The following is a 26,103-nucleotide window of genomic DNA, read 5'->3' as shown; positions in this document are numbered from 1 at the left end:
CTGCTGCCCTCCGTCTGGATCGAATCCCAGCAGCCTGATCAAAGCCCCTCGGTCGCCCGAGTTGCATAGAAGCCGGAGCCCCCAGAATTATCGCACCTATGCGAGAGGTGCTCTGTTGGGCGCTTACTCATGGACTCCATAGCCATCTCCTTTGGGCTCAATCCATTTACATTCCGAAGCACATCAATCACAAGCTCCCGATCATTTCGCTTCACGACCAATCGACCCACCACGGGGCCTCTTGGTCCCGAAAGGAAGCACTCCCCACCGAACTTTTCCTTCAAAGCCCCTAACAGATACGAATCGCCATAGAGATCAAGATCCTTACTCGTCAAAGGCAACCACTCTTCAATCTCCGATCCAATTCGATCTTGGAATACCTGGGCCCACAAATTGACAGCATGACCTCCGACCAAGAGAGGCAACTCACCGCCTACGTTTGCGCTCAGGAACTCCTTGAAATCACGCAACTGGGTCAGCTCTCCAATGGAGTCATCAGACTCACTCATTTTGGAAGATATGTTCGCGTCACATAGCCAACCAAATCATGTATCCGCATCTTGGCATCCTTCGAGAAAATCGAATTCTCTTCCTGAAGCTGCTCTGGAGTCACCTCGCCCGCAGCTAGACGGCGCGCATCTTCCTTGCGCATCTCACGTTTCACGCGCTGAAGTTCTTCGAAGCTTACCGTTTCTGGCTCCATACCCGCACACTACTCTATGAGCCGTGCTAGGTCAAGACGGCCAAAACCCACACACTGGGCATTTGCGCTTGGACCCGACTCGCGGACTGAAGAGGGCCTTAACCGCAGATGAACGAGATGGACGCAGATAAGAGAACGGGATTTTTGGTCTCCAGAGAGTTTCTCCCAACTCAGATGACTGAGACAACATCTTCATCTTTCCAATCTGCGTTAATCCCGTCCCTCTGCGGTTGAAAAACTGCAAAAGTAGTTATCCCGAATCTCCACACCGATCACCTGCCACCATCCAGTTCGCCCACCAGCTCCACCGGTCAATCGACGGTGGCCTCGCTCTTCTTATTCTCTTCCTTCCATCCGGAGATGAAGAGAATCACCGCCGCCACGCAGATGCAGGAGTCGGCGACGTTGAAGACCGGCCACGGGTAGTTGATGATCGGAATCGTGACGTCGATGAAGTCGACCACATAACCCGCCTTGAATTTTTCCCACGCGCTCGCGCCTTCCATACGCTCGAGCAAGCGCCCCTGAATCAGGCGGTCTGTTAGATTGCCAACGATCCCGCAGACCAGCAGCGAAACCGCCAACAATCCGAGCTTTCCGACGAAGAACTTCTTCTTCAAGCCAAGCGCGATCAGAACGAAGGCGATCGTCGAAACGACCGGAAACACCAGCGGCGCCCAGTCGGTCCCATTCCCCATCCCGAAGGCCACGCCCTGATTGTGGACGCGCGTCAGCCGGAAGAAGCCTTCGATCACCTGGATCGGCTCATCCGAAGTTCCGAAGTAGTAAGTCCCCGGAACTTCTGGATTCGGAAGCGGCTCGGAGAATCGCCCAATCGTCCAAAACTTCGTTACCTGATCCAGAATGTAAAGCGGCAGGGTCACCCCCAACAGCCATGGAACGATTGATCCCTTTTTCATCAAACCGGTCGCAGACCGCACCTCCGTTTTAACATTGGAAAATTGAGCATTGGAAATTGCCGCCGCCTCGCACGTCAGGCACGCGAAACCGTCTGAAGCACTTCTTCGCAGCGCTTGCAAAGGTCATTCGCCGTCGGCGGCTCATAGCGACGGCAGCGGGGACACATCGGATGATCCGACTTTGTCACCGTCACCGATGGTTTCGACCCGGCCGAGACATCGAAGTCCGACACGATGAAGAATTCGCAGGCAAACTCGCGATCACTGAGCAGCGAATAGACGGGCTCACCCTCCTTCACCACCAGCTTCACCGCTGCCTCGTTGTTCTTCTTGAAGGCCTTCGCCTGCACCTGGCTTTCAATCGCCGTCTGCACGTCGCGGCGAATCTCCATCAGGCGATCGACCTTCGTCGTCGCCTCGCCGCTGGCGAAGTTCGGATCCGGCTCGGGGAAGTCCTGCTCGTGAACGCTGCCTTCCGTAAACGGCGCATACTCCCAGGCCTCATCCGCCGTGAAAGCGAGAATCGGTGCAAGCAGGCGGCACAAACTACTAAAGACATCGTACATCGCCGTCTGGCTGGCCCGGCGGCGCACCGAGTTCTTCGCATCGCAGTACATCCGGTCCTTGGTGGCGTCGATGTAAACGGCGGAAAGCTCCGCGGCACAGAACTGATTCAGCTCGTTGAAGACCTTGCGGAATTCGTAGCGGTCATAGGCTTTCGTGCACTCGCTGACCACATTGTTGAGCCTTTCGAGAATCCACTGATCGAGCAACGGCATGTGGCTCGCCGCGACGCGATCCATTTCCGGATCAAAGCCATCGAGGTTCCCCAACAGGATCCGCAGCGTGTTGCGCAGGCGACGGTAGGGTTCGGCGACCTGTTTGAAGAGATCTTCCCCGAATGGCACTTCCGTCTGCCAGTCCACCGAGCTCACCCAAAGGCGCACGATGTCCGAGCCATACTTGCCGTAGAAATAGGAGGCATCGGTCGGCTTGCCGGACTTCGCGGCGTCGGACTTGGAGATCTTCTTCTTGTCCTTGTCGACCACGAATCCGTGAGTCATCACCGACTTGTAAGGTGCCACACCCCGGTATCCCACGCTCATCATCAGCGAGCTCTGGAACCAACCGCGATGCTGGTCCGTCGCTTCAAGATACAAATCCGCCGGCACCTGAAGCTCGGGATGTTTCTCCATCACCGCGACGTGCGAGCAACCGGAATCGATCCACACATCGAGCGTGTCGCGACAACGAGTCAGACCCTTTTCGAGGCCAAGGCGTTCGCACAACTCCTCGTCGGAAAGCTCGAACCAAATGTTGGTGCCTTCGCTTTCCACCAGATCGGCGACCTTGCGGGCCGTCTCGGCGCAGAGCACGGCCTTGCCGTCCTTGAAAAACACGGGGAGCGGCACGCCCCAGGTCCGCTGGCGCGAGATGCACCAGTCGGGACGGGATTCCACCGTCCCATAAATGCGGTTGCGGCCCCAGGCCGGCAGCCACTCGACCTTGTCGATCTCTGTTAGAGCCTTCTCCCGAAGTCCGTCGAGCGAGATGAAAAACTGCTCAACCGCACGGAAAATGATCGGAGTCTTCGATCGCCAGCAATGCGGGTAGCTGTGCTCGTAGGTCTCCTGTGCCAGCAGCATGCCCTTGGTTTCGAGCAGCTCGATGATGGGCTCGTTGCTCTTGAAGACATGCTGCCCGACGAGCTCAGGCAGGCCACACTCTTCGGTGAATTGACCATTGTCATCGACCGGTGAAAGCACCGCGAGTCCATACTGCTGGCCGACGGAGTAGTCGTCCGCTCCGTGACCCGGCGCGATGTGCACCGAGCCGGTGCCGGTTTCGGTCGTGACGAACTGGCCGAGGATGATCAGCGAGTTGCGATCGAGGAAAGGATGCTTGGCCTCAAGCTTCTCCAGCTCGCGGCCTTTGATCTCCTTCAGCACCTTGACGATGCGCATGCCGGTCTTCTCGGAAAGCGCTTCCACCAACTCGCGGACGACCACCAGGATCTCCTTGCGGCCATTTCCGCTGAATTCGGCGACGACATAGGTAAAATCCGGGTGCACCGCGATGCCGAGGTTGGCAGGAAGCGTCCAGGGAGTCGTCGTCCAGATCGCCATCGATGCGTTACCGATGCCGAGCTTCGCCGCACCGCTAGGCGTCAGCGGGAATTTCACGAAAATCGCCGGGCTCGTCTTATCCTTGTACTCGACCTCCGCCTCGGCCAGCGCGGTGTGCGCCCCGTACGACCACTGGACCGGCTTCTTCGACTGATAGACCACGCCATTTTCGATCAGCTTCGAGAAAGTCCGCACGATGTCGGCTTCATAGCTCGGAGCCATCGTCAGGTATGGGTTTTCCCAATCGCCAAAAACGCCGAGGCGCTTGAAGGAGGCGCGCTGGATATCGATGAATTTTGATGCAAACTCGGTGCATCGACGACGAATCTCGGCTGGTTCGAGGCCTTGGGCCTGCTTCACCACCTTGAATTCGATCGGCAAGCCGTGGCAGTCCCAGCCGGGAATGAAGGGTGCTTCGAAGCCCGCCATGGTCTTCGATTTCACCACCAGATCCTTGAGCACCTTGTTCAGGGCGGTGCCCATATGGACGTCGCCATTCGCAAACGGAGGACCATCATGAAGAATGAACTTCTTGGCGTTCTGCGACTTGCGACGAGCAATAATTCGCTCATAGAGACCTAAGGACTCCCATCGGGCGAGCCGCTCCGGCTCCCGCTTCACCAAATCACCCCGCATGGGGAAATCGGTCTGCGGCAGCAGAATCGTGTCTTTGTATGCTCCGTCGGTGCTCATTTTGGAAAGGGCGCGGACGCTAGCAACCCGTCCCCACGGGGTCAACCACCGGGAACACCCGTGATTCTGGGTGCGAAAAGCACTTTGGACTGCGGTGGCAGAGCGAAGCGGCGACACCGCTTGGCGAGCCACCCTTCCATCCCTTCCCTAAAACCCACTCCCGCCTGACGAAGAGCCTCATCCCACCAGTCTGCCCCCTCACGCCCGCCACCAAAGCCTGCGGCCCATTTCCTTTCCATCGCCCGGATTCTTCCCCCTCCCGCTACCAGGACTGTCAAACCCGGATCGAAGGGGAGCCCCACCCGTAGGAGTAGTACTTATCGTTTGAGCGCGCCCACCCTCGACCATCCGGAGACGCTGGAACCTGCGCAAAGCCAGCGAGGCTTCAGAAACAATTCAACAGGGAAACCAACCTACTTAATGGCTAAAGACGTCAATCTTCGCCAGAGTAACGAGGCATAAAAAACTACCTGACCTATATGAAACGACTAGTGAGCACACTTGCCGCGACTGGCGGCCTCATCGCATTGATTTCCTCCGCGCAAGCGGCAGCCATTTCGTGGACCCTCAGCGACATTACCAACACGACCACCAGCACCGCCAACGATACCTTGGGGACAGGGTTTCTCAATAATTCAGGAATCCTCATTCATGCAGAGAATTTTGGTGGAGGAGCATTGACCCACGACGGGATCAACTTTTCAGCCGGAGACTTCTCATTTGCCTATAGTGCCGATGGAGTTGCAGGGACCAATGCCACGGTTTTCCACAACAGCACACTTAGCCCACTTTCTGCATCGGGTACCTTCGGCGGAAACTCCGTTGTGACAAGGACGCTTACTCTCGGCGGAACGACCACCATCAGGGGGACCGGTCCCGCTGGAACCGACGTTCCTACCCTCGGAACCGGAGCCCTCGAGATCGGACAGATGTACCGCATTCAGCTGATCGTCATGGATGGACGAAATGGCCAAAGCGGTCGGTCCTACATTGTCGATGGAATCGATACAGACCACGCCCGTGGAAGCGTGGGAGACTGGGGTCCTACCCTTCTTGCGACCGGCACCTTTGTTGCGGACGCCACAACGCAAACCTTCGAGACCCAACTCGGCGCCAGAACTGATACTCAAATCAATGCGTTGACGCTTCATCAAATTCCCGAGCCATCGGTCGCTCTTCTCGGAGGACTTGGAGTCATTGGCCTGCTTCGCCGCCGTCGCACCGCCTGATTCATCGTCTTGTTGAGATGTTTCAAGCCGCCCCGTCACCGACGGAGCGGCTTTCTTTTTTGTGATGACAAGGGATCAGGATGTCGAGGTTTCCTAGGCGGCTGAGCTAGAGGCTAAGAATCGACACCCCCAACGGTCCTGCTTCTCTGATTGGCTACAATCCCATCGATTGCTCCATTCCAACATTCCATCAACGCCAATCTCCTCGCTGCCCCGGATGCCGCTTGCAGGAAAGCCTCACCGCTGCTTGAGTTCAAACTGATGACTCCGCCGCAAGAAGGAGAAAATATCCACGATCTGACTGAAGGACGTCTCGACCTCGCCCTTCGCGCATCGAACGAGGGCATCTGGGACTGGTGGACCGATAAGAATGAGATCTACTACTCACGACGCATTCTTGAATTCCTCGAATGCGGCGACAAACGGGCTCCGAACTTCTTTACCCCGCCGCACAAGACCGTCCACAAGGATGACCGGGATCGTTTCATGGCCGCGCTGGCAAACGCTCTCGATCCGGGAGGGCCCGAGCTCTTCTCCATCGACTGCCGCGTCCATACCGGCAGCGACGGCTGGCGCTGGTTGCGGATCCGCGGCACGGTGGTCCGCAACCGCTTAGGGCAGGCGACCCGCATCGCCGGCTCGATGATCGACATCTCCCGCCGGAAGTCCGCGGAAGCGCAGATCGATGAAGAGCGCCACCAACTCCGCTTGCTCATCGACCACGTCCCTTTGCAGGTCTATTTCAAGGACACCAAATCCCGCTTCGTTCTCGCCAACAAGCGCATGGCCGAATGGAACAACGTCGCCAATGTCGATGAAATCACCGGCAAGCATGACCGTGATTTCTTCGCTTCGGAACACTGGGAAGCCGCTGCCCGGGATGAACAGGAAATCATGGCGACCGGAAATTCCATCACCGGCAAACTCGAACATGAGGTCCGGGAAGGCCGCAGCAGCACCTGGGTGCTGACCTCGAAGTTTCCCTGGTTCGATCGCAAAGGAAAAATCAAAGGCACCTTTGGTGTCTCCAGCGACGTCACCGAGCTCGTCGAAGCCCAACACAAGGCCGCCAACCTTGCCTCTGAACTCGCCGAGCGGAATCAGGTTTACGAAGAGGAAGTTCAGCTCGCCCGCGAGATCCAGCAGGCCCTCGCCCGCTCCCACTTCCCGAGCATCTTCACCAGTGATCAACAGCTCCAGTTCGGAGCACGCTACCAACCGACCTCTGGGCTTGCGGGAGACTTCTTTGAGATCGTTCGCATCTCCGACGAGGTCTGCGGTCTGCTCATCTGCGATGTCATGGGTCACGGCGTTCGCTCCGCTCTCGTGGTCGCCATGCTCCGCGGCCTGATGGAGAAACAGCGGCGTAGCGCCTCAGACCCCAGCGCCTATCTCAGCGGACTGAACAATGGCCTTTCCTCGATCCTGGAGCGCGCTGAGGCCACGATGTTCGCCACCGCTTTCTACGCCGTCGTCGATCTCAATGAAGGCACGATTCACTATGCCTGCGCCGGTCATCCAGGAGCCATTGTCTCCGGCAGCAAGGGTGTCTATCAGATCGCAGCGCGGAAAGATGAGCGCGGCCCCGGACTCGGACTGATCCCCAAGGCAGGATTTCCCGCCCAAGAGATCCCGCTCGATCAAGTCAAGCGCCTGCTCCTTTTCACCGACGGCCTCATCGAAGCCGAAAACGAAGCCGGCGACGAATTCCTCGAATCCGGCCTGATCAAGGCCATCGAAGACCGTACGGGAGAACCGCTCGAGGAGATGCTCGATGGCGTCATCACCACCGTGCTTGCCCACGCCGAAGGTCACCACTTCGGCGATGACGTCTGCCTGTTAGGCATGGAAGTCGGGAAAGCCTGAGGAGTCCCTCCTCCGCGGGGTGAAAACTCCGACACTCCTCAGGATGGGGCATTTCCTCATGCTCTAAGCCACTTGACCCACTGCCGTTCGTAAGAGGCAGCAAAAGGACCATCAGCCCCTCAAGCTGTGGCCACTGCCTCCAGCACATCCGGCACCTCGGCCATCCGCCCGATGCCTTCATAGCCACAAGCGAGATCCCCCGACGCCGGCCCCACGAATTCACAGCCGTCCTCCTTCAACCGGGCCACGTTCCGCTGGGTCGCCGGATGCTCCCACATCTTCCCATTCATCGCCGGAGCCAGCAGCACCCTGGTCATCCGCGGCAGCGCCAGATAGATCGATGACAGGGGATCCGGCGCCAGACCGTTCGCAAAATTCCCCAGTGTGTCCGCACTCAGCGGCGCGACCAGAAACAGATCCGCATGGTCCGCCAGCTCAATGTGACCCGGCTTCCAGCTTTGCTTTTCATCCTCCAGGGTCACCAAGACCGGCTGCCGCGTCAAAACCTGCAAGGTCAGCGGCGTGATGAACTCCGTTGCCGCGCGGGTCATCACCGCATGCACCTCGTGACCCTGCTTCATCAGTTGTGACGCAAGCTCCGCCGCCTTGTAGGCCGCGATTGATCCGGTGATGCCCAGCACGATGTTCATGATTCTCCAAGACGTGAAACTCTCATCCGCTCACCGATCAACAATGACTTGAAACGCGTGTAGTCCTCCTCGCGCGTCGCCGATACCAGACGGTAACGGTACTTCGGCCAGTGGGACATTTCCTCAATCGCATTCTTCAGGCGCAGGGCAATCACCTCTTCGCTGTCCGTGCCGCGACCTGTTAGGCGGGCCGCCAACTCCATCTCGCTTGGAGGCATCACAAATAGATCCACCAGCGACTTCTGAATCACCCCATCCTCGCAGGCCCTCACCTGGGCTGCACCCTGGACGTCGATGTCCATCACCACATCGATCCCTTTCGCCAATCGCTCGACGACTTCACTTCTCAGAGTGCCATAGTAATTCCCATGCACCTCGGCATGTTCGATGAAATCTCCGGCCGCCACCCGTTCGAGAAAGTCCTCCTTGCTGAGAAAGTAGTAGTCGCGTTCGTGAAGCTCTCCTTCACGCGGCGCACGCGTCGTGCAGGAAACGGAAAAGGATGCCTCCCGCTCATCCTCCAAGCGACGGCATAGCGTCGACTTCCCCGAGCCTGATGGACCGGAGACCAGTAGTAGTATTCCTGTTCGCATCGTCTTAGGCGGCAGCAGTCTGCGTCAGTCCGGCTCGGACAAGCAAGGGCTCCAACTCGGGATCACGTCCCATGAAACGGCGGAACGACTCGTCCACCGGCATGGAGTTCCCTTTCGAAAGGATGCACTCGCGGAACTCGCGACCCACTTCCTCCGAGATCACGCCGTGCTTCTGAAAACGCGTGAAGGCATCGGCATCGAGAACCTCCGCCCATTTGTAGGAGTAGTAGCCCGCAGCATAGCCCGTCGGGCTGCTGAACAGGTGATTGAACCTGCGAACCATGCTCGGCGCCTCGGTTTTCAGCTTCACCTTGTAGTCGGCGAGAATCTCGCGATCGACCTCATCGAGGTCCCTCCCCTTGTAGCGATCCAGATGGCTATGCAATTCCAGATCCAGCTTCCCGAGCGAGAGCTGCCTCATGAACGCCGAGGCACTCATGTAATTCCTCGCCGCGATCATCTTGTCGAAGAGGTCATCTGGGATGGCTTCGCCCGTCTCATGATGCCGCGCAAAAAGGTCCAGCGACTGACGGTCCCAGCAGAAGTTTTCCATGATCTGCGAGGGCAGCTCGACGAAGTCCCAGGGCACATTCGTGCCCGCCAGCGACTTCACCGATACATCGCTCAGCAAGCCGTGCAGCAGGTGCCCGAATTCATGGAAAATCGTCTCCACCTCGCGGTGCGTCAGCAAGGCTGGCTTGCCGTCCACCGGAGGACTCATATTGCCAAGGATCAAACCAAGGTGGGGTTTGCGTTCTTCCCCATTCAACGCCGGCAGACCCGTCTCCAGGCAGTTCATCCATGCCCCACCACGCTTCGTCTCGCGTGGATGCCAGTCGGCATAGAATGATCCCAGACGGTCGCCCGATTCCGAATCCAGCAGATCGTAGAACTTCACCTCCTCGTGCCAGACCTCCGGCTTGTCCGACTCCTGAGAGCTACCAGGTTCATAGTAGACCGACTCCCGCTCGACCATCGTGATCCCGAAGATCTTTGAGCACAGCTCGAACATCCCGCTCATCACACGATCCACCGGAAAATACGGGCGCAATGCCTCGTCATCGAGATCATACTGCTCTTTGCGGCGTTTCTCCGACCAGTAGGCCACTTCCCAAGGTTCCAGCAAGTCCACTTCTCCTCCCAACTTCGACGCCTTGTATTCGCAGAGTTCGCGATACTCCTGCTGGTAAGTTTCCGCAATCCGGTCGTGCAGATCTTCCGTGAACCCAAGAGCTGTCTTCGCATCCTTCGCCATCCGCCGCTGCAAGGTCAGATCTGCAAAATTCTCGTGCCCGAGAATCTCCGCCTTCTCATCACGCAGTGCCAGGATCTTCCAGATCAACTCGGTGTTGTCGTAGTCACCCTCGGACGCCACTTTCGAGGAAGCCTCCCAAACTTGTTTCCGGATGCCATCGTCATCAAGAAACTGCAAGATCGGATACATCGAGGGGAACTGCAGCGTGAAGCGCCAGGCTGGTTTCTCATCCGTTGCCACGCCCTTGGCCTTCGCATTCGCCAAAGCGGCGGCCTTCGCCGAATCGGGCAATCCCGCCAGCTTTGCCTCATCCTCGATCACCAATTCCCAGGCATTCGTCGAATCGAGCACATGCTCGCCATAGGCCTTGGTCAGCTTCGACAATTCTGCCTGGATCTCCGCCACGCGCTCCTTCTCGTTGGTCGGAAGATTCGCACCGCTCTGAATGAAATCCTGCATCGTCTCCTCGACGAAACGTTTCTGCACCGGATCAAGCTCGTCGGTCATCGCCGAGGTGCCGAAGGCACGCAGCATCGACCAGAGCCGCTGGTTCAGCGGAATCGAAGCATAGAAGTTCGAAACCTCCGGCAACATCTTGTTCAAGGCCTCGCGCTGGGCCGGGTTGTCATTGACCGAATCCAGATGCTGCAAGCGACCCCACCCGCGATCCAGCGCCTCAGAAGCTTTTTCCAACGCGGCAAAGGTCGACTCATAGGTCGCCGTGGCCGCATCCTGCGCACAGATCGCCTCAATGTTTTCCTTCGCCACTTCGAGTCCATGCCGGATGTCGCTCTCAATCGCCTCCGGCACCAATGTCGACCACTTCACGTGAAAATCCTCAGCCAAAAACGGGTGCATGCGCCTATCTAGCTCATCCCCCCGGAAATTAAACCGAAATTCCCGACACGATTGCCTCCGCCCCGACAATTCACCACCATCCCCCCATGGAAACCGACCTCCTCGCCCTCAGCCGTGAAATCAAAGGCATCGCCGAATGCGGCCTCCACTACGGGGACTGCGAATTCGACAGGGAGCGCTACCGCCGACTCCATGAAATCGCCGCCGAGCTCCTTCACGCCAGGCTCCCCGATTTCCAATGGCCGGTCGAAGTCGGCTACCTCACCCCGAAACTCGACACCCGGGGCATCGTCATCCGCGATGGCAAGGTCCTGCTCGTTCGCGAGGCCAGCATCGGCAAGTGGACCTTTCCCGGCGGCTGGGCCGACGTGAATCTAACACCTTCTGAAAACGTCATCCGCGAAGTCCGTGAGGAAAGCGGCTACGAAGTCAAAGCCACCAAGTTGCTCGCCTTCTGGGACAAGCAGAAACAAGGCCACCCACTTCAGCTCGAATACATCTACAAAGCCTCCTTCGCCTGCACGATCGTCGGCGGTGAAGCGAAAACCTCCCATGAAACCGACGCCGTTGAGTGGTTCGACGTTGGCGATCTCCCCGACATGTGCCCCCACCGTGGAGCCCCTCACTACGTCGCTCTGGCGCTCCGCCATCTGGAGAATCCATCGCTTCCCACTGAGTTCGATTGACCTCGGGAAAGCGCAATTATCGAGCGAGGAACTTGGTCAGCTCTTTCGCATATTTGGCGAACTCCTCGACCTGCGGCAAGTGCCCGACGTCTTTGAATTCCACCAGTTTGGAGCCAGGGATCGTCACCGCTGTCTTCTGGCCAAGCTGGGCGTAGAGGCCCATTTTCTCAGCGACTTTCGGCTCCGCACGGTTCTTTCCGATTGCCGTGCGGTCGCGGTTTCCAATGATCAGCAGGGTCGGAACCTTGAGGCTGCTGAATTCATAAAGCACCGGCTGGGTGAAAACCATGTCGCTCGTCAGCGCGCCCACCATCGCCATTTTCTCCTTGGCCGGCCCCTGCGCCCAGCCCGCTTGAATGGCTAACAGATCATCCCAAGCCGCATCCCACTTGCCATCGAAGTACGCCTTGCTCATGTACTCCTTCACTGATTCCGGAGTCTTCTTCAGCTCCGCTTCGTATGCCTCGTCAATCGGCTGATAGGGCACCATTTTCTTCCAGTCCTCGAGGCCGATCGGATTCACCAGCACCAGCTTTCCCGTCCGATCCGGGAACATCAGCGCAAAGCGCGTGGCCAGCATGCCGCCCATTGAGTGCCCCACGACCATCACGCTCGGAATCTCCAAGTGATCCAGCAGGCCCTTGGTGTGCACCGCAAGCGCCTGAAAGCTGTACTGCAGATCCGTCGGCTTGCTCGATTTTCCAAAACCGATCTGATCGGGAATCACCACCCGGTATCCCTGACCACGCAGCAAATCCGCTGTGCCCTTCCAGTAGGCTCCTGAAAAATTCTTACCGTGCATCAGCAGCACCGTCTGCCCGTTTGGCGTCTCGGGCGTGACGTCCATGTAAGCCATTTCCACCGGCTGCCCCTGTGCCTCGAACTTGTGAAGCGAGACCTCGTATGGATATTCGTAATTGCTCAGCCGCTCGTCCAGGGCCGGAAATTCCGCCAGACACTGCAGCGCCAGGCCGATCAGGATAATGAAAGCTCTCATGCTCCGACGAGCATCGCGCATTCATCCGTCCAGTCAACCGATCAGAAGTCTCATTACCGCTTCTTAGGGCTTTGCTTCGCAGCCCTCTCCGCGCTTCCTTCTCCCCGTTGCCCAAGATCATCCACATCGACATGGACTGCTTCTATGCCGCCATCGAGGAGCGCGAAGCTCCCGAGTTGCGGGGCAAACCGATCGGCGTTGGCGGCAGCTCACGGCGTGGCGTGCTCACCACCGCCAACTACGAAGCCCGCAAATTCGGCTGTCGCTCGGCCATGCCGGTCTTCAAGGCACTCGAACTCTGCCCCCACCTGATCCTCGTCCCGGTCCGCTTCGATCTCTACAAATCCGAGTCCGCCCGGATCCGCGCGATCTTCGGCCGCTTCACAGAGAAGATCGAACCGCTCTCGCTCGATGAGGCATACCTCGACGTCTCCCACCTCCGTTCCTCACCCGAAGCCATCGCCCGCGAAATCCGTGCCCAGATCAAAGAGGAAACCGGCCTCACCGCCTCCGCCGGCATCTCCCACAACAAACTCATCGCCAAGATCGCCAGCGATTGGAACAAACCCGATGGACAACATTACGTCGGGCCCGAGCAGGTCGACCGCTTCATGCGCGAACTCCCCGTCGGCCGACTCTGGGGGATCGGCCCGAAAATGCGCGCCAAGCTGGCAGCCTTGAACATCCATACATGTGGTGACCTTCAGAAGCTCGACATGCTCGAGCTCGCGCGCCGCTTCGGGAACTGGGGTGTGGAACTCCACGAACTCTCGCGCGGCATCGACACCCGCGAAGTCCGCACCCACCGCATCCGCAAATCGATCTCCAGCGAGAACACCTTCTCCGAGAACATTCTTACCCTGCCCGCCCTCACACCCATCATGCGCGGCATGCTGGAAGGCATCCGCGAGGATCTCGCCCGCAAGCATTCGGACCGCATCATCCGCTCGCTCGTCGTCAAGCTGAAGTTCAGCGACTTCACCCGCACCACCGCCGAGCGCGCCAACCCTTCCATCGAGCCCGCCATCTACGAAGAGCTCCTGGCAGAAGCCTGGAAACGCGGTCAGAACAAGCCTGTCCGCCTGTTAGGAGTCGGTGTTCGTTTCCGGGACCCCGAAGCCGAAGACCACCAGCTTGACCTCTGGTAACCACAAAAATCCGTGACCAGCGCAAAGCCGGTCACGGATAAAAATCTGGAGCGCGGTTGCATTTCCCGCACGTTTTCAAGCTGGCATCAAGCCCGCTCACTCATCTTCCATGAACTCCTCGTGGCCCTTCTTCTTGGAATCCTTCAGAGCCCCAACCAGCTCCTGAACCTTGTCGAAATCCTTCGCCAGGAAGGCGGCTTCCACATCGCAGAAAATGATGAAGAGCTGAGCCATCTGCTTCTTGTATTCCACAGTCCCCGCCTCCTTACCGGCGGCATGACCACCCGCTTCGATGAACTCGGGCGTCATCGTGATGGCTTTCAGCACACCGGCCTGCGCCGCACGTGCAAGCTTCGCTCCTTCGGCCGCGTCATCCGTCCGGCGTAACGCCTTGTAGGCATCATCGATGACCTCCATCTCCTTCGCCACCGGAGAATCGTCAGCACGCACGGACATCACAGGCATCAGCGCCCCCAACAGCATCGGAATGAGAAACTTTTTCATACGCCGGAAATACATGACATCAGGGCCGATTCTGTCAACCAAGCGAACGGACCGCATCGATGCAGAGCCATTTCCCTCTGCCAGCCATGGGGGTCAGGGATCCCGGGTTCAGAGGCTGAAAGGCAAAGTTGAAGGGGCGCGACCGTGGCCGCTGCCTTTCCGCCCCCTTGCCCTCTGATTCCTTCACCCCAAAGCCCGCCCCTCCCCAGCACTCCTCTTCTCAAAAACACTTCTCACCCGCCCGCTTCACTCCCATCCTCCCCCCGATGTCAGGCCCCAAGCTCACCCCGATGATGGCGCAGTACCAGAAGATGCGCCGATCCCTCCCGGATGACGTCCTGCTCATGTACCGGCTCGGCGACTTCTACGAGATGTTCTTCGAGGACGCCCAGAACGCCGCGCCGATCCTCAATGTCGCCCTCACCCGCCGCAACTCGATCCCAATGTGCGGCGTCCCCTACCACGCCGCCGACGCCTACATCGCCAAACTCGTCAAAGCCGGCAAGCGCGTCGCCATCGCCGAGCAAACCTCCGAGCCGAGCCCCGGCAAGATCGTCGAACGCGAAATCGCCCGCATCATTTCCGCCGGTTCCATCATCGAGGCCCACCTGCTCGACGACGCCCGCCCGAACTACCTCGCCGCCGTCTATCAGATGGGCAAGAAGTGGGGCCTCGCCTGCGTCGATCACACCACCGGCGAGTTCACCGTCGCCGAGTTCACCGAGCGCGGGCCGCTCGACGACGAACTCGCCCGACTCACCCCCAGCGAGCTCCTTTACTCCGACGAACAGATCCCCGCCTTCGGCGCCCTCCCCGCCGCCCAGGCCTACGATGCCTTCGCCTTCCTCCCCGATCCCGCCGGCCAGCTCCTCAAGGACCACTTCGCCGTCCAGTCGCTGCACGGTTTCGGCTGCGCCGAAATGCACGCCGCCACCGGTGCCGCCGGCGCCATCCTCCACTACCTCATCCACCAGCTGCGCCGTCCCTGCGAGCACCTCCGCTCGCTAAAAGTCCGCGAAGACTCCCACCTCGTCCTCATCGACGCCGCCTCCCAGGCCAACCTCGACCTCATCGACTCCCGTTCCGGGAAAAAGCACACACTGCTGGGTGTCCTCGACCGCACCAAGACCCCGATGGGTGCCCGCCTCCTGCGCGACTGGATCCTTCACCCCCTGCGTGACCTCGCTCAGTTGTTAGAGCGACAGAACTTCATCGCCGACCTGCTAGAGCAGCCCTTCATCCTCAGCAAACTCCGCGAATCCCTCCAGGGCATCCGCGATGTCGAGCGGACCACCGCCCGTCTCTCCCAAGGCGCCGGCAACGCAAGAGACCTCCAGGCCCTCGCCGTCTCCCTAAGCCACATCCCCGAACTCAAGGAGGATCTCGCGACTCTAACAAGGAGTGGGGATTTGCAATCCCCAGCACAACCCCGGCCGGAGCAATCGTCCACAGAGAATCCAGCCACGGCTCACGGCTCACTGCTCACCGATCACTCATCCAACCTCAACGACCACACCGACCTCACCGCCCAACTCACCACCGCTCTCGCCGAAGAACCCCCGGCGACGTTAAAAGACGGCGGCCTCATCGCCGACGGCCACAACCCCGAACTCGACGAACTCCGGTCCGCCACCCGCGACGGCAAGCAGTGGATCTCCGACCTTCAGGCACAGGAGCGCCAGCGCACCGGCATCGACACCCTCAAAATCAAGTTCAACAACGTCTTCGGCTACTTCATCGAGATCTCCACCGCCAAGCTCGCCACCGCCACCCTGCCCGACGACTACACCCGCAAGCAGACCATGGCCAACGCCGAGCGCTTCATCACCCCTGCGCTCAAGGAGATGGAAGCCAAGGTCCTCGGCTCCGAAGAGCGTGCCAAAAAGCTCGAATACGAGCTCTTCCTTGAGCTCCGCCAGCAGGTCTGCGAGCACCTCGACTCCCTCCAACAAACCGCCGCCGCCATCGCCCGACTTGACGCCCTCGGTTCCCTGGCCGAAACCGCCCAAACCCACCGCCACTGCCGGCCGAAACTCGAGGCTTCACGCGCCATCGAAATCGTCAACGGCCGTCACCCCGTCCTCGAGCAAACCCTCGTCGACGAGAAGTTTGTCCCGAACGACACCGCTTTCGACCCCGAAGACAATCTTCTCCAAATCCTCACCGGACCGAACATGGCCGGAAAATCGACTTACATCCGGCAGGTCGCCCTCATCACCTTGATGGCCCAGATCGGTGCTTACGTCCCCGCCGAAAGTGCTACGATAGGTCTAGTAGATCGCATCTTCTGCCGCGTCGGTGCCAGCGATGATCTCTCGCGCGGGCAATCGACCTTCATGGTCGAAATGAACGAGACCGCCCTGATTCTCAATCACGCCACCGAGCACAGCCTCGTCATCCTCGACGAGATCGGCCGCGGCACCGCCACCTTCGATGGCCTTTCCATCGCCTGGGCCGTCGCCGAGCACCTGCACGACGAGATCAAGTGCCGGACCTTGTTCGCCACCCACTATCACGAGCTCACCGACTTGTCGAACACCCGCCCGGCCGTCACCAATTACAACGTCGCCGTGCGCGAGTGGAACGAAGAGATCATCTTCCTCCGCAAGATCCTCCCCGGCGCTGCCGACAAATCCTACGGCATCCAGGTCGCCCGCCTCGCCGGCCTTCCCAAGCCGATCATCGAGCGCGCCAAATCCATCCTGAGCCACCTCGAGCTCAACTCGACCAAACCCGACGCCAAGAAGCGCGGTCCCAAGGCCAAGAACACGCGTCAGAACGACATGCCCGAGTCCAACGCCCCGCAGCTCGACTTGTTCGACTAGGACTGAGGTTAGACAGCGCAGCACCGCAGCGCCACGTCAGCCCCAGCTCCATCATTAAATTTCGGGAATCAGAATTTCGGAACTCACAGGCTGACCTTTTCAGCGGAAGTTCCACCTCCTGACCCATTGGTCCAGAGGGTCGATTGATCAGGTATTCTCCCGCCCTGAACGGTCTGCCATGCCATCGTTCAACCGGCTACCCATGCGTTCGACTCATGGTTTCCTCGATCACGAATGAAGCCGACATTGGTAAGGGAAAACCCATCGCCGGGACATGGCGTGGAAGATGCTCGCGCATCTCGATCATTCGTAGGTTTGGAATCAAACCCACCGGATATACCTCAAACACCTCCCAGAAATTACAATGAAATTGAACTTCGCACTCCTGACGACATTCCTCACATCCCAAACCGCCTTTTCCGCACTTTCAGTCGGATCCATCGGATTTGTTGGTTTCAATGTCGATGGCGACGACGACTTCGCATTTGTCGCCCTCACTGCAATCCCAGCAAACGAATCAATCTTCTTCACCGATGATGAATGGAACGGATCGTCATTCATCAGGGGAGAAGGCGCCCTTGAATGGATTGCCCCGGCGAGCGGTGTCACCGTCGGACAGGTCGTCACCATCAAGGGAGGACCTGCCACGGTAGATATCGGCAGCGTCTCGGATAGCTATGGAACCTTCGCTCTCAGCACTTCCGGAGACGAAATTTTCGCCTATCAGGCAGCCTCATACGATGACACTCCGACAGCCTTCCTCTCCGCATTCACCAACAACGGAAGCGGTGGCAGCCTCAATCTGGACAACACCGGTTTGACGGTCGGCACCAGCGCCGTCGACTTTGCGGCTGAGTATGGTGACGGTGACGATGGCGGCTATTACCTCGGCGATCGAACTTCTGAGGCCAGTTTTTCGGCCTATGCCGCGCTGATTAACAATCCTGCGAACTGGGGAGTCGAAACTTCGACTGGAGTTAATGCCGTCCCCTTCTTTGCTGGCGATTTTTCAGTTGTTCCCGAGCCTTCTGTCGCCCTTCTCGGCGGTCTCGGTTTCCTAAGCATCTTGCGCCGTCGCCGACAACCTTTGCCGCTCTCCTAACGACCACCTTCATTCATCAAAGGGGCGCCTGACGGGCGCCCCCGTTGGGGTCGGCACCGGTTGGGCCCCGGCGCACCAGTGCAGGGCCATCAAGCTAAAGAAGGACGGGGAACAGGTTGAGATAGATCAGATGAAGGCAACGGAATCTAACAATCCTGATGATCATCATCACGGTTGAACCGTCATTGAGTTCAAAATCCTATCCATCCTGGTCCAAACAAACTGAGATCGAACCGATTATCTATCTAGATTGGATCACCCTGTGCACTCCTGTCCAAACAGGGGTTTGAACCCGCCACATGCGACGCTCGCCTACGGACTAAGAAGCTTTTCCCACTCACTGCTCCAATAGTCATAGGTGCCACTTTCCGGCATCTCGAGTTGCCGAGCCCGCCAGAATTGTTCAACCGCCTTTCTTGCGGAAGAGAGGGCATCGTCGTCCGCACTGCTTTGAACCGCGGCGATCAGGTCGACGGCTTCATGAGGAGAGAATGGCGCGAAAATCAGCAGCATCCGCAGGCTATCAACCGCATGCTCCAGGTTTCCCTCTTCGATCGCCGCGAGCCCTCGTGAGCGATGCATTCCAAGCAGAGCTTCCCGATCTGTTCCCGAGCTCAGAATGATAAAGCGTTGGAACGGGACAAGCGCTTCGCGATGGCGACCCGCCGCAGCAAGAAGTTCGCCGGCCCGTCGGCTGCGGTCGATATCCGCATAGCCAGTGCTGGTGATCGAGGCATCGTCGGCAACGCTCGCCGCCAGCGCTGGCGGGACCTTGAAGGCGTCCAAGGCGACGAGCAGGGTTTCCGGACCACGCGTGTCGAAACCCGAAGAAAAGCTGTAGCCCTTGCGTCGCTTGACGAATCTCCATTCGACCTCCGACATCAAGCGATCATCGAGTAGCACGCGAATCATGATGTCCCGCAAGAGATCGCGGGCTGCCACTTCGTCGTCGTCCGCCAGTTCCGCAACCTGTGAGATGCCGTCGATGATCTCGAAGTTTTTCGCCTTGGGATCGGACTCGGTGCCGACCGATGGTTTGCAGGAAAAGCTGATCTGCAGGGGTCCGTTCTCCGGCGCGAACGACGAGTGACTCTGCCAACGGTATCCCGCGAGCCACGTTTCCAGAGCCTGTCGCTCGGATTCGCCAGCTTCGTGACGCTCTAACAAATCACGAGCCCGCTTGCCCAGAGATGGAGGAATTTCCCCACTTCGGCCTCGATCGATCAGAGGGACAAAGAGCGCGCTGAGCAGATCTTCCTGCGATAGAAGTTCGGCGTGCTTGCCAATCAATTCGATGCTATCGGCGGCCCGCATATCGACATCGCGCTGCGAGAGGATGGCGGCCAGAGCGGTGACGCGCCCGGCGACATCCCGCTCCGGCCATTCCACTTCGGCCAGACGGAGAAAAACGGCGAGACCGCTCACGAATGCCCGACCATCACCACCCCAGAAGGATTGTTGCCACATCTCGAAGTCGCGGGGCAGTTCGCCCGCGGCGAGATGAGGCTGTAGTATTTCAAAAGCGAGGTCACCCCGGCCCAGCCGAAGCAGAGCGGCCGCTGCCATAATCTTGTGCTTCACCCGATTCTTCGCTTCACCGATCTTATCGCAGTGATCACTTCTGCCGATCTCAGTTAGTAGCAAAACGGTTGCTTGGGGATTGGACAGCAAGTCGAGATCTTCGACGTATGCCCAAAGGGACCTGGAGCTCACCGGACGACCCGCCGCGAGAGCGTCGATCAGTTCCTTTTCCAAACCAGCCGCAAGTTGGGGATGCCCGGCCATGGCAGCGAGCTCTTCCGGACTTTCCGCCGTCCCGAGAACAAGCTTCGCCTCGGAATACCGGTCGACCCCCACCCGACCGAGCAAGGCGGATTCGCCGGACAGGGCGGCGAGCACCGCGCGGCGAAGATCACGACGACTTTCCGGCTTCAGCCCATAGATGCTGCGCTCCGCAGCGACCCAATCGCGATTCTCCAAAGCGAGCGCCAAGCGAAGCGATGGATCGCCGTGGTTTCCGATCACCTGCTGGGCTTCCTCGGTTCTTCCCAAATTTCTCAGCAGCCATGCTTTCTTAGTTCGATAATCCTCTTCCGAGATGAAGGTCTTCGCGTCTTCCAGAGCTTCGAGGGCCTCGTCACTTCGTGCCAGAAGACCGATCAACGCGGCATGACGACCGTCCTCCCGAAACTCCGGATCCTTTCCTCCGATCAAGGCGGCAATCAGGAAGTCCCCCGCAACCCGCTCGCCATCGCCATCGGCACGGAGCCATGACTCCAATATCATGGCGTCGGCATCGGTCGAAGTGAAGTGCAACTTCGTGTCGACGACACCATGCTTTTCACGCAGCAACTTCGCCACAACGAGCGCACCTTTCGTCCTGCCGATCGAGTTCGTTCCGGCTTCGGTCAGCCTTCGGAACATTTTCTCAAACATCTCCTTCGTAAAGCGATCGTCATTCAGAATCGTCTCTGAATTCAACTCGGGGGCACTGCCTAACAGGTCCGTAAGAACGAACAAAGCCAAGTCCGAGCGCTTTCTGGCATCCTGCGAAGGAAGCTCGTTTTCCGGGGCGGGAAAAATCCAGCTCAGCAGCATTGCCGAGGCCGCATTTGAATCTCCTTGCCGCCAGATTCCAATGGCACGCAGCAACGGTTCAGCACTCATCGACCCCTCCGCCACCAGATCGGGATGAAGCTCAGTCCAGGTCTCTGCCAGGTCCGCGATTTCCAGAGTTGAGAAAGGCGAATAGGGACAAGCTTCCAATGCCCCGACGAGGATCGGCCGAAGGGTCTGAGGATCACAGATTTCAGCGGGCAGGGCATCTCTGAGAGGTGGTCTGAGAGCGATCAAGGCTCCGAGAATCATGAGAGGATCACGGTTGGTGGCATTTTCATGCCGGAGCATCAGTTCGCGCCACTGCCCGCGTCGGATCATCGTTAGTTGATAGAGCGGCACCGGACCTTCCAGCCATGCCGCCTCCAACCACTCCGGCGATCGAGCCCAGCCATCGAAGACCGCGACCTTGTCGTCGACATCGCCAAATCCCGGGCGCGGACGATCCATGGAGAAGAAGCCTTTCAGGAAAGCCGCCATCATCCGCTCGGACCGCGGTTCCGGGACCACGGGAAGACCTGCATCGAGTCGTTCGGGCTCGTCTTCGAGTGCCTTGCCGAGACGTCGCAGCCAATCCATCACCGCTCGGTTCTCGGGATCCGCAGAACAAGCCAGTCGCAGGGCCTCGGCAAGCTCGCCCGCTTTCTCAAGACGCAGGACCTCGAGCATACGAAGCTCCTCGGGGAGTCGTTTCGAAAGACCGGGAAAGCGCTTCACCAGATCCTCGTAAATTTGGAAGGCGCGATGTGAGCCGCGAGACCCATTGAAGACGAGCACACAGCCCAAGGCGGCATCTTCATCCAGATCCTTGGGCACGGGAAGCTCGCGTTCCATCGTCCTCTCCATTTCCGAGATGACGCGCGCGCGAATCACAGGGTCCACGATCCGCGCGATCCAGTGGAACCAGGGAAGCGTGTCATCGGCATCTCCCAGATATTCGAACTCCAACGCCAAATCCCGGCTGAAAAGATGGTCCCGGATGGCCGGCTTCAGTTTTCGCCACCGCGCGTAGAGCGCAGCCTTCGGCTGCGACTGGCGGTCCACCACCGAGGAAATGAGCGCGGCCAAGGTCCTCGGGTGCAGGCTGCCGGGATCAAGTAAGAAGACCTGCTCCGTTCGGAATGAGACTGCTGATGTTAGAGCGCTTAGCAAATCCGCCGGCAAGGGTTCCTCTTGCGGCTGGTGCTCGATGAGTTCAATCACGACTTCCAGATTTCCCTCGCCTTCCTGACTCAGCGTTTTCAGCAACCCGGCACGCCTCTCGGGTTCCAGGTGCTTGAAGTCCGCCAGTTTCTTCTGGGTTTCCAGGGGAAGACCGGGATCGATGCCGATTCTTTCTAACAACAACCGTGACGCGCGCATGGCCAGCCATGGATCCTCATGTTTCTGCAGAGCCTCGAGCCACTCTACAGCTTGGTCACCAGCCTCAAGAATTTCCACCTCAGCCTGCCGTCTGAGCTCAGGATCATCGCTGGCAAGCTTGCTGGCCAGGTCAGCACGCTCGAGTTCGACCGCGCCAAGTGAACCCATCGACACCACTGAAATCGCGAAGAGAGCACCTCGATGGAATTTAAAACTCATGGTATTTCATTGGGTTAAGCAGGATCTCAAGCTTCGACACCTGAGGGTGCCGATTCATTGCTCTCCAATTATGCGCTTGTGACAAAAATTTTCAGCCATATTTCCCAGCGCCGTCGCAAAGGCCGTCGAGGCAAGTGCGGAATACCGACCAGCACCCGCTACGGAGCCGAGGTTCCTCGGCTACGAACAGCTCGAAGACCCGCTCGTGGTCCCCAATTCGCCCGCCATGATTACATCATCATCCGCTGTGACGAGCGCGGTCTTCCGGAGATTCTTCGGTCTGCTCAATTTTTGAAGCCACAGGCATTTAACAGGTCAAAAACCAGCAAATCAGTTTAAGATTTGCGATCGCGCATAATAATTACCCGCCAATTTGCCAACCCATTCTGAAGTCTGATGAATGACTTTGAGATTCCAATTGACTTTAGGTGCGCAATCGCACCTATTTTGACGGCCGATCAAATTGGCCTTCCCCCTCTACCCCCATGAGTTCCCCCATCCTTCCACTCGTTGCCCTTTTGTCCATTTCCACCACTGAGGCGGCGATCATTTCCGTTCCTCCTGTTGACCCTTCTCCTTTTGGAATAAGCAGTGGGGATGTGAGTGTTGCCCCGCCTGCTTCGCTTGGGGTTGAAATAGTTATCGACGGCGCAGCTTATAGCACCACCGAGACGAACTGGGGGACGTCTGCAGGTGGCACCATAGGGATTGGCGCAACGGTCCAGACTACAGAATTCGGAATTCCATCGACGGCTACTATACAGGCCCAAATCAACGCTCGGACTAGTATTTCCAGCAGCCCTTCGGATACCGCGGTGAAATTTGAATCCATCACATCTGTAACCGCGGGCGCGGGGATTCAAGTATCGGTTGGTGCTGGGATAGCACAGTCTCAGTCTTGGACGGCTTCGGTCAATTTGGGAACCTCGGGATTCGAAGCGGATACCACCTATCGGTTGAGTTTTGATTTCACAAGATTCGATTCTGGCTTGATCAATTTACTCTCCCCAACGACTTTTGATATCATGATTGGCTCAACAGGAGTGGGAGCCTTCTCCACGTCGCTAACGAGTACCGGAGGGGTTGATGGGATATTCGATCTTCTAACTTTCGATTCAAACTCAGGCGTCGTATCAATGCTTTTCACGACCGGTTCAGTAGCTCCGGAGGAGAATGTGAATTTGACCTTTGCAGCCTCCGCACTTCTATCCCTGCCGGTTACCACAGAATTTCTGAATGGGTCGACGGTCGCCTACGAGATGAAAGGGTTTCAAATTTCGGAAGTTCCCGAAGCAGGAAACTTCGTGACCACTGGCCTGTTGCTGGCAGGTGCTCTGTGCGGAGTTCGTCGACGCGTCTGAGCGGAAAATCTCCGAGACGATCCTTGAGCTTGCGTCCTCGATCATTTCCGCGCCTGCGGCCATGAGACGTTCGGAAGATCGGCGATCTCCCGCGATCGATCGGCAACTCACTCGATTTCTCCGTCAAACCTGCAGTAGCTTATCTTGGCCCTTGGCGCATCGTCACTTGAAGTCCTTCCAGAAGGCGCACCGATCGACTCAATCCCAAAACGAAACCACCGGCCGTTTGGTTTCGGAAACTCGTTGAAAGCCTCTTTCGACGAGTCGTGCTTCGAGATCAGGAAGATGCGCGGCACCCCAGGGAACATAGACTTCGGAGAAGTCCGGCAGCATCCTATCGAAGTGCTGCATGAGGACCTGGTTGCGGGCGACGATCAACCCGTTCTTAAAGAGATCTTCGAGGTCTTCACCCGTGGCATCACCCACATCCGCAATGAGCATTTGTTGAAAGTTCCCGCCGCTCAGAATGCCGAGTAAGGCTAACAACAAGGTCTGGTGTCGATCCTCAAGCTCGGAGATGTCGATATCGGCATTCTGCCAGACGATGCTTCTCGGGCCTGCGTCGATGAATCCCGCATCCTGCCCGAGTGCTTGAGGGTCGAAGGTTGTAGGAGCTGCCGACCCCGGGGATGACTCGAGCGATTTTTGAGCCTCGAGCCCGAACGCTTCAGCGAGTTTGGCGTAGGTGGTCCCATTGGCAAAATCCCTGGGAAGAAGCTTGTGCTTGTCAGATACCCCTTCTGTTAGAACGAGTCGGTTCTCGCCGGCGGGCAATTCGGCGTTCATGCGTTCTTTGAGATCGCGGTAATAGGATCCATCGCCGATGTGCATCATGCCCACGAGATGAACCCGTTGTCCGTCTTTCTCAAAAACGCGTTCCCTGAGGTCGATCCCGTGCAGGGAAAGCTCGGTGTAATCGCCCAGGAGACCACGAGCACCGTAACCCGCCCCGACAACCAGCACCGGAATGGCGAGGAGCCCCGTGAGAATCCAGACGGGGAGGACGACGAGCGTGTGCTTGAGCTTCACCCACGGCCGCGAATCCGTGCGGATCATTTTCTTCAATGAGACGAATAGATAGACTACCGAGAGAAGCAGCATGAGAACGCTGGTGAGTCTCGCGGCGGCACTGCTATCCATCACCAGGCTGAACGGAAAGCCGTAGGAAAGACGGCAAAGCAGCAACAGATTCATCCCTACAATCATCCGCTTGGGAAAGATCGCAACCACGAGGGTCACGACGAAGAGCAGGGAAAACACGAGGAATGAAACAAGAAAGCTGGCAGATGTCTGAAAGAGCAGGTCGCCGGTATAGGAAAGATCGGCGACCACCATCCACAGGGAGAGCAAGCACAGGGCGATGGCAGCTCCAAGATTCAAGCCGGTCTTCGTCCGGTCAGGGTAGCGGAGTGGTGGTGGGGTCGACATCATATCAGAAGCATTTCAATCAAAGCCGGGGAACGATTACCATACGATCCTCGGATTTCAGAAAATTCATCCAGATTCTCGCTTCCTCAGACAAAGACCAGCGCCACCGAGGCACAGAGGCAGGCCGCGCCAAACAGACGAGATCGGAACACGCCGCCGCCCTGGGAGCGCTCCGTATTTCCGAAAAGGTGTCCGAGCCACCAGACCGCCAGCACACTCCAGAGACCGCGGGTGCTGTAGATCACGTTGATCGCGGTCGCGTCCCCGTAGATCGCCATCGACGACACGAGGATCAGCGCTTGGAGAGACATGAAGACCGCGCCGAAAAACAAAGGTCGCTGATCCCTCCAGGCACGACTTGCCTTTCCTTTCCGCGCGAGCGGCAGAAAGCCAAAGGAGAGCAGTCCGCTCGCCAGCATGACCAGCGGCAGGAAACGCCCGGTCCCCCAGTTGGGTGCCCAACTCATGACCAGCACATCGAAGAGCGCGTAGGCCGACACGGCGGCGAGGGAAAGCCACACCGTGCGCAGGACATTCGCATGGCGAGTCTCGCCCTTACCGTTGAGCGAAGCGATTCCCAGCGTACTCAGCAGGGCGGCCGCCCAGAGCGCCAGGGGCACGGTTCCCGCACCGAGCAGGGTGGTGAAAACCGCCACCAGCACGACTTTCGAACCCATCACCGGAGTCGCCACGGAGACGTCTCCCGTCTTGAGGGCGAGAAAGGTCATCAGCTGCGCCACGATGAACAAGAGCGCCACCAGCAGGGGCTGCCAAAGGAGTTCGATCACCACCGGCTTCCCGCCCAGCGGCCAGAGGCACAGGAAGAGCAACGCGGTCATGGCGTTGCAAACAAAGGCGGTGCGCCAAATATCCACCCCGCGCGATGCCGATTGTTTCAGGAACAACGCGGCGACGACATAGAGGATGCTGCTCGCCAACGGGAAGAACAAATGCACCTCGCG

Annotated in this window: 19 protein-coding genes; 7 read left to right on the top strand and 12 right to left on the bottom strand. The window is 58.4% G+C overall.

The genetic code is table 11. The annotated features are described in order from the left end of the window. Positions 1 to 38: 38 nt before the first annotated feature. From ACFQY0_RS11080 to ileS, 4 genes are all read right to left on the bottom strand, one after another. Positions 39 to 509 (bottom strand): hypothetical protein, encoded by a 471-nt coding sequence (locus tag ACFQY0_RS11080; protein WP_379712268.1) that lies wholly within the window; start codon positions 507 to 509, stop codon positions 39 to 41. Further along, positions 506 to 703, bottom strand: a complete 198-nt coding sequence (locus ACFQY0_RS11075; RefSeq protein WP_379712266.1) for a hypothetical protein — start codon at positions 701 to 703, stop codon at positions 506 to 508. Before ACFQY0_RS11075 ends, ACFQY0_RS11080 begins: the two co-directional genes overlap by 4 nt. A gap of 311 nt (positions 704 to 1,014) precedes the next feature. Beyond that, positions 1,015 to 1,623, bottom strand: a complete 609-nt coding sequence (locus ACFQY0_RS11070) for a signal peptidase II (RefSeq protein WP_379712264.1) — start codon at positions 1,621 to 1,623, stop codon at positions 1,015 to 1,017. A gap of 74 nt (positions 1,624 to 1,697) precedes the next feature. Continuing rightward, positions 1,698 to 4,442, bottom strand: a complete 2,745-nt coding sequence (gene ileS, locus ACFQY0_RS11065) for an isoleucine--tRNA ligase (protein ID WP_379712262.1) — start codon at positions 4,440 to 4,442, stop codon at positions 1,698 to 1,700. Between the two features lie 491 nt (positions 4,443 to 4,933). Between ileS and ACFQY0_RS11060 the strand changes: the two genes are divergently transcribed. Next, complete coding sequence (locus tag ACFQY0_RS11060; RefSeq protein WP_379712260.1) at positions 4,934 to 5,671, top strand: PEP-CTERM sorting domain-containing protein; 738 nt, start codon at positions 4,934 to 4,936, stop codon at positions 5,669 to 5,671. Positions 5,672 to 5,932: 261 nt separating this feature from the next. Further along, complete coding sequence (locus ACFQY0_RS11055; RefSeq protein ID WP_379712258.1) at positions 5,933 to 7,537, top strand: SpoIIE family protein phosphatase; 1,605 nt, start codon at positions 5,933 to 5,935, stop codon at positions 7,535 to 7,537. Positions 7,538 to 7,656: 119 nt separating this feature from the next. Here ACFQY0_RS11055 and ACFQY0_RS11050 read toward each other — a convergent pair whose 3' ends face one another. The 3 genes from ACFQY0_RS11050 to ACFQY0_RS11040 are packed head-to-tail and all read right to left on the bottom strand — an operon-like array spanning position 7,657 to position 10,893. Further along, positions 7,657 to 8,187, bottom strand: a complete 531-nt coding sequence (locus ACFQY0_RS11050) for a flavoprotein (protein WP_379712256.1) — start codon at positions 8,185 to 8,187, stop codon at positions 7,657 to 7,659. After that, a complete protein-coding gene (gene gmk / locus ACFQY0_RS11045) occupies positions 8,184 to 8,780 on the bottom strand; it encodes a guanylate kinase (RefSeq protein WP_379712254.1) in 597 nt (198 codons plus the stop codon). Before gmk ends, ACFQY0_RS11050 begins: the two co-directional genes overlap by 4 nt. A 4-nt stretch (positions 8,781 to 8,784) precedes the next feature. Beyond that, on the bottom strand, positions 8,785 to 10,893 hold the full coding sequence (locus ACFQY0_RS11040; RefSeq protein WP_379712252.1) for a M3 family metallopeptidase: 2,109 nt from the start codon (positions 10,891 to 10,893) through the stop codon (positions 8,785 to 8,787). A gap of 86 nt (positions 10,894 to 10,979) precedes the next feature. Here ACFQY0_RS11040 and ACFQY0_RS11035 point away from each other — a divergent pair, with 86 nt between their 5' ends. After that, on the top strand, positions 10,980 to 11,579 hold the full coding sequence (locus ACFQY0_RS11035) for an NUDIX hydrolase (protein ID WP_379712250.1): 600 nt from the start codon (positions 10,980 to 10,982) through the stop codon (positions 11,577 to 11,579). Between the two features lie 16 nt (positions 11,580 to 11,595). On the opposite strand, the gene ACFQY0_RS11030 is transcribed toward ACFQY0_RS11035, so the two are convergent. Further along, positions 11,596 to 12,576 carry an alpha/beta fold hydrolase gene (locus ACFQY0_RS11030; RefSeq protein WP_379712248.1) on the bottom strand — a complete coding sequence of 327 codons (981 nt, stop codon included), beginning with the start codon at positions 12,574 to 12,576 and terminating at the stop codon, positions 11,596 to 11,598. Positions 12,577 to 12,683: 107 nt separating this feature from the next. Between ACFQY0_RS11030 and dinB the strand changes: the two genes are divergently transcribed. Then, positions 12,684 to 13,724, top strand: coding sequence for a DNA polymerase IV (gene dinB / locus ACFQY0_RS11025; protein ID WP_379712246.1), 1,041 nt, complete (start codon positions 12,684 to 12,686; stop codon positions 13,722 to 13,724). A gap of 96 nt (positions 13,725 to 13,820) precedes the next feature. Here dinB and ACFQY0_RS11020 read toward each other — a convergent pair whose 3' ends face one another. Beyond that, positions 13,821 to 14,228, bottom strand: coding sequence for a cytochrome b562 (locus tag ACFQY0_RS11020; RefSeq protein ID WP_379712244.1), 408 nt, complete (start codon positions 14,226 to 14,228; stop codon positions 13,821 to 13,823). Between the two features lie 266 nt (positions 14,229 to 14,494). Between ACFQY0_RS11020 and mutS the strand changes: the two genes are divergently transcribed. Both mutS and ACFQY0_RS11010 read left to right on the top strand, forming a co-directional pair. After that, positions 14,495 to 17,053 carry a DNA mismatch repair protein MutS gene (gene mutS / locus ACFQY0_RS11015; protein ID WP_379712242.1) on the top strand — a complete coding sequence of 853 codons (2,559 nt, stop codon included), beginning with the start codon at positions 14,495 to 14,497 and terminating at the stop codon, positions 17,051 to 17,053. A 364-nt stretch (positions 17,054 to 17,417) separates the two neighbouring features. Further along, positions 17,418 to 18,155 (top strand): PEP-CTERM sorting domain-containing protein, encoded by a 738-nt coding sequence (locus tag ACFQY0_RS11010; protein WP_379712240.1) that lies wholly within the window; start codon positions 17,418 to 17,420, stop codon positions 18,153 to 18,155. A gap of 312 nt (positions 18,156 to 18,467) precedes the next feature. Here ACFQY0_RS11010 and ACFQY0_RS11005 read toward each other — a convergent pair whose 3' ends face one another. Continuing rightward, on the bottom strand, positions 18,468 to 22,352 hold the full coding sequence (locus ACFQY0_RS11005) for a hypothetical protein (protein ID WP_379712238.1): 3,885 nt from the start codon (positions 22,350 to 22,352) through the stop codon (positions 18,468 to 18,470). Positions 22,353 to 22,837: 485 nt separating this feature from the next. Between ACFQY0_RS11005 and ACFQY0_RS11000 the strand changes: the two genes are divergently transcribed. Beyond that, positions 22,838 to 23,713, top strand: a complete 876-nt coding sequence (locus tag ACFQY0_RS11000; protein WP_379712236.1) for a hypothetical protein — start codon at positions 22,838 to 22,840, stop codon at positions 23,711 to 23,713. 198 nt (positions 23,714 to 23,911) lie between these two features. On the opposite strand, the gene ACFQY0_RS10995 is transcribed toward ACFQY0_RS11000, so the two are convergent. After that, positions 23,912 to 25,141 carry a hypothetical protein gene (locus ACFQY0_RS10995; protein WP_379712234.1) on the bottom strand — a complete coding sequence of 410 codons (1,230 nt, stop codon included), beginning with the start codon at positions 25,139 to 25,141 and terminating at the stop codon, positions 23,912 to 23,914. Between the two features lie 86 nt (positions 25,142 to 25,227). Next, on the bottom strand, positions 25,228 to 26,097 hold the full coding sequence (locus ACFQY0_RS10990; protein WP_379712232.1) for an EamA/RhaT family transporter: 870 nt from the start codon (positions 26,095 to 26,097) through the stop codon (positions 25,228 to 25,230). Between the last annotated feature and the right edge of the window lie 6 nt (positions 26,098 to 26,103).

Origin of the sequence: Haloferula chungangensis (assembly GCF_042664875.1) — a bacterium.
GTDB lineage: Bacteria > Verrucomicrobiota > Verrucomicrobiia > Verrucomicrobiales > Akkermansiaceae > Haloferula > Haloferula chungangensis.
The sequence above is the reverse complement of the archived record's forward strand: the minus strand, read 5'-3'. Positions and strand labels throughout refer to the sequence as shown.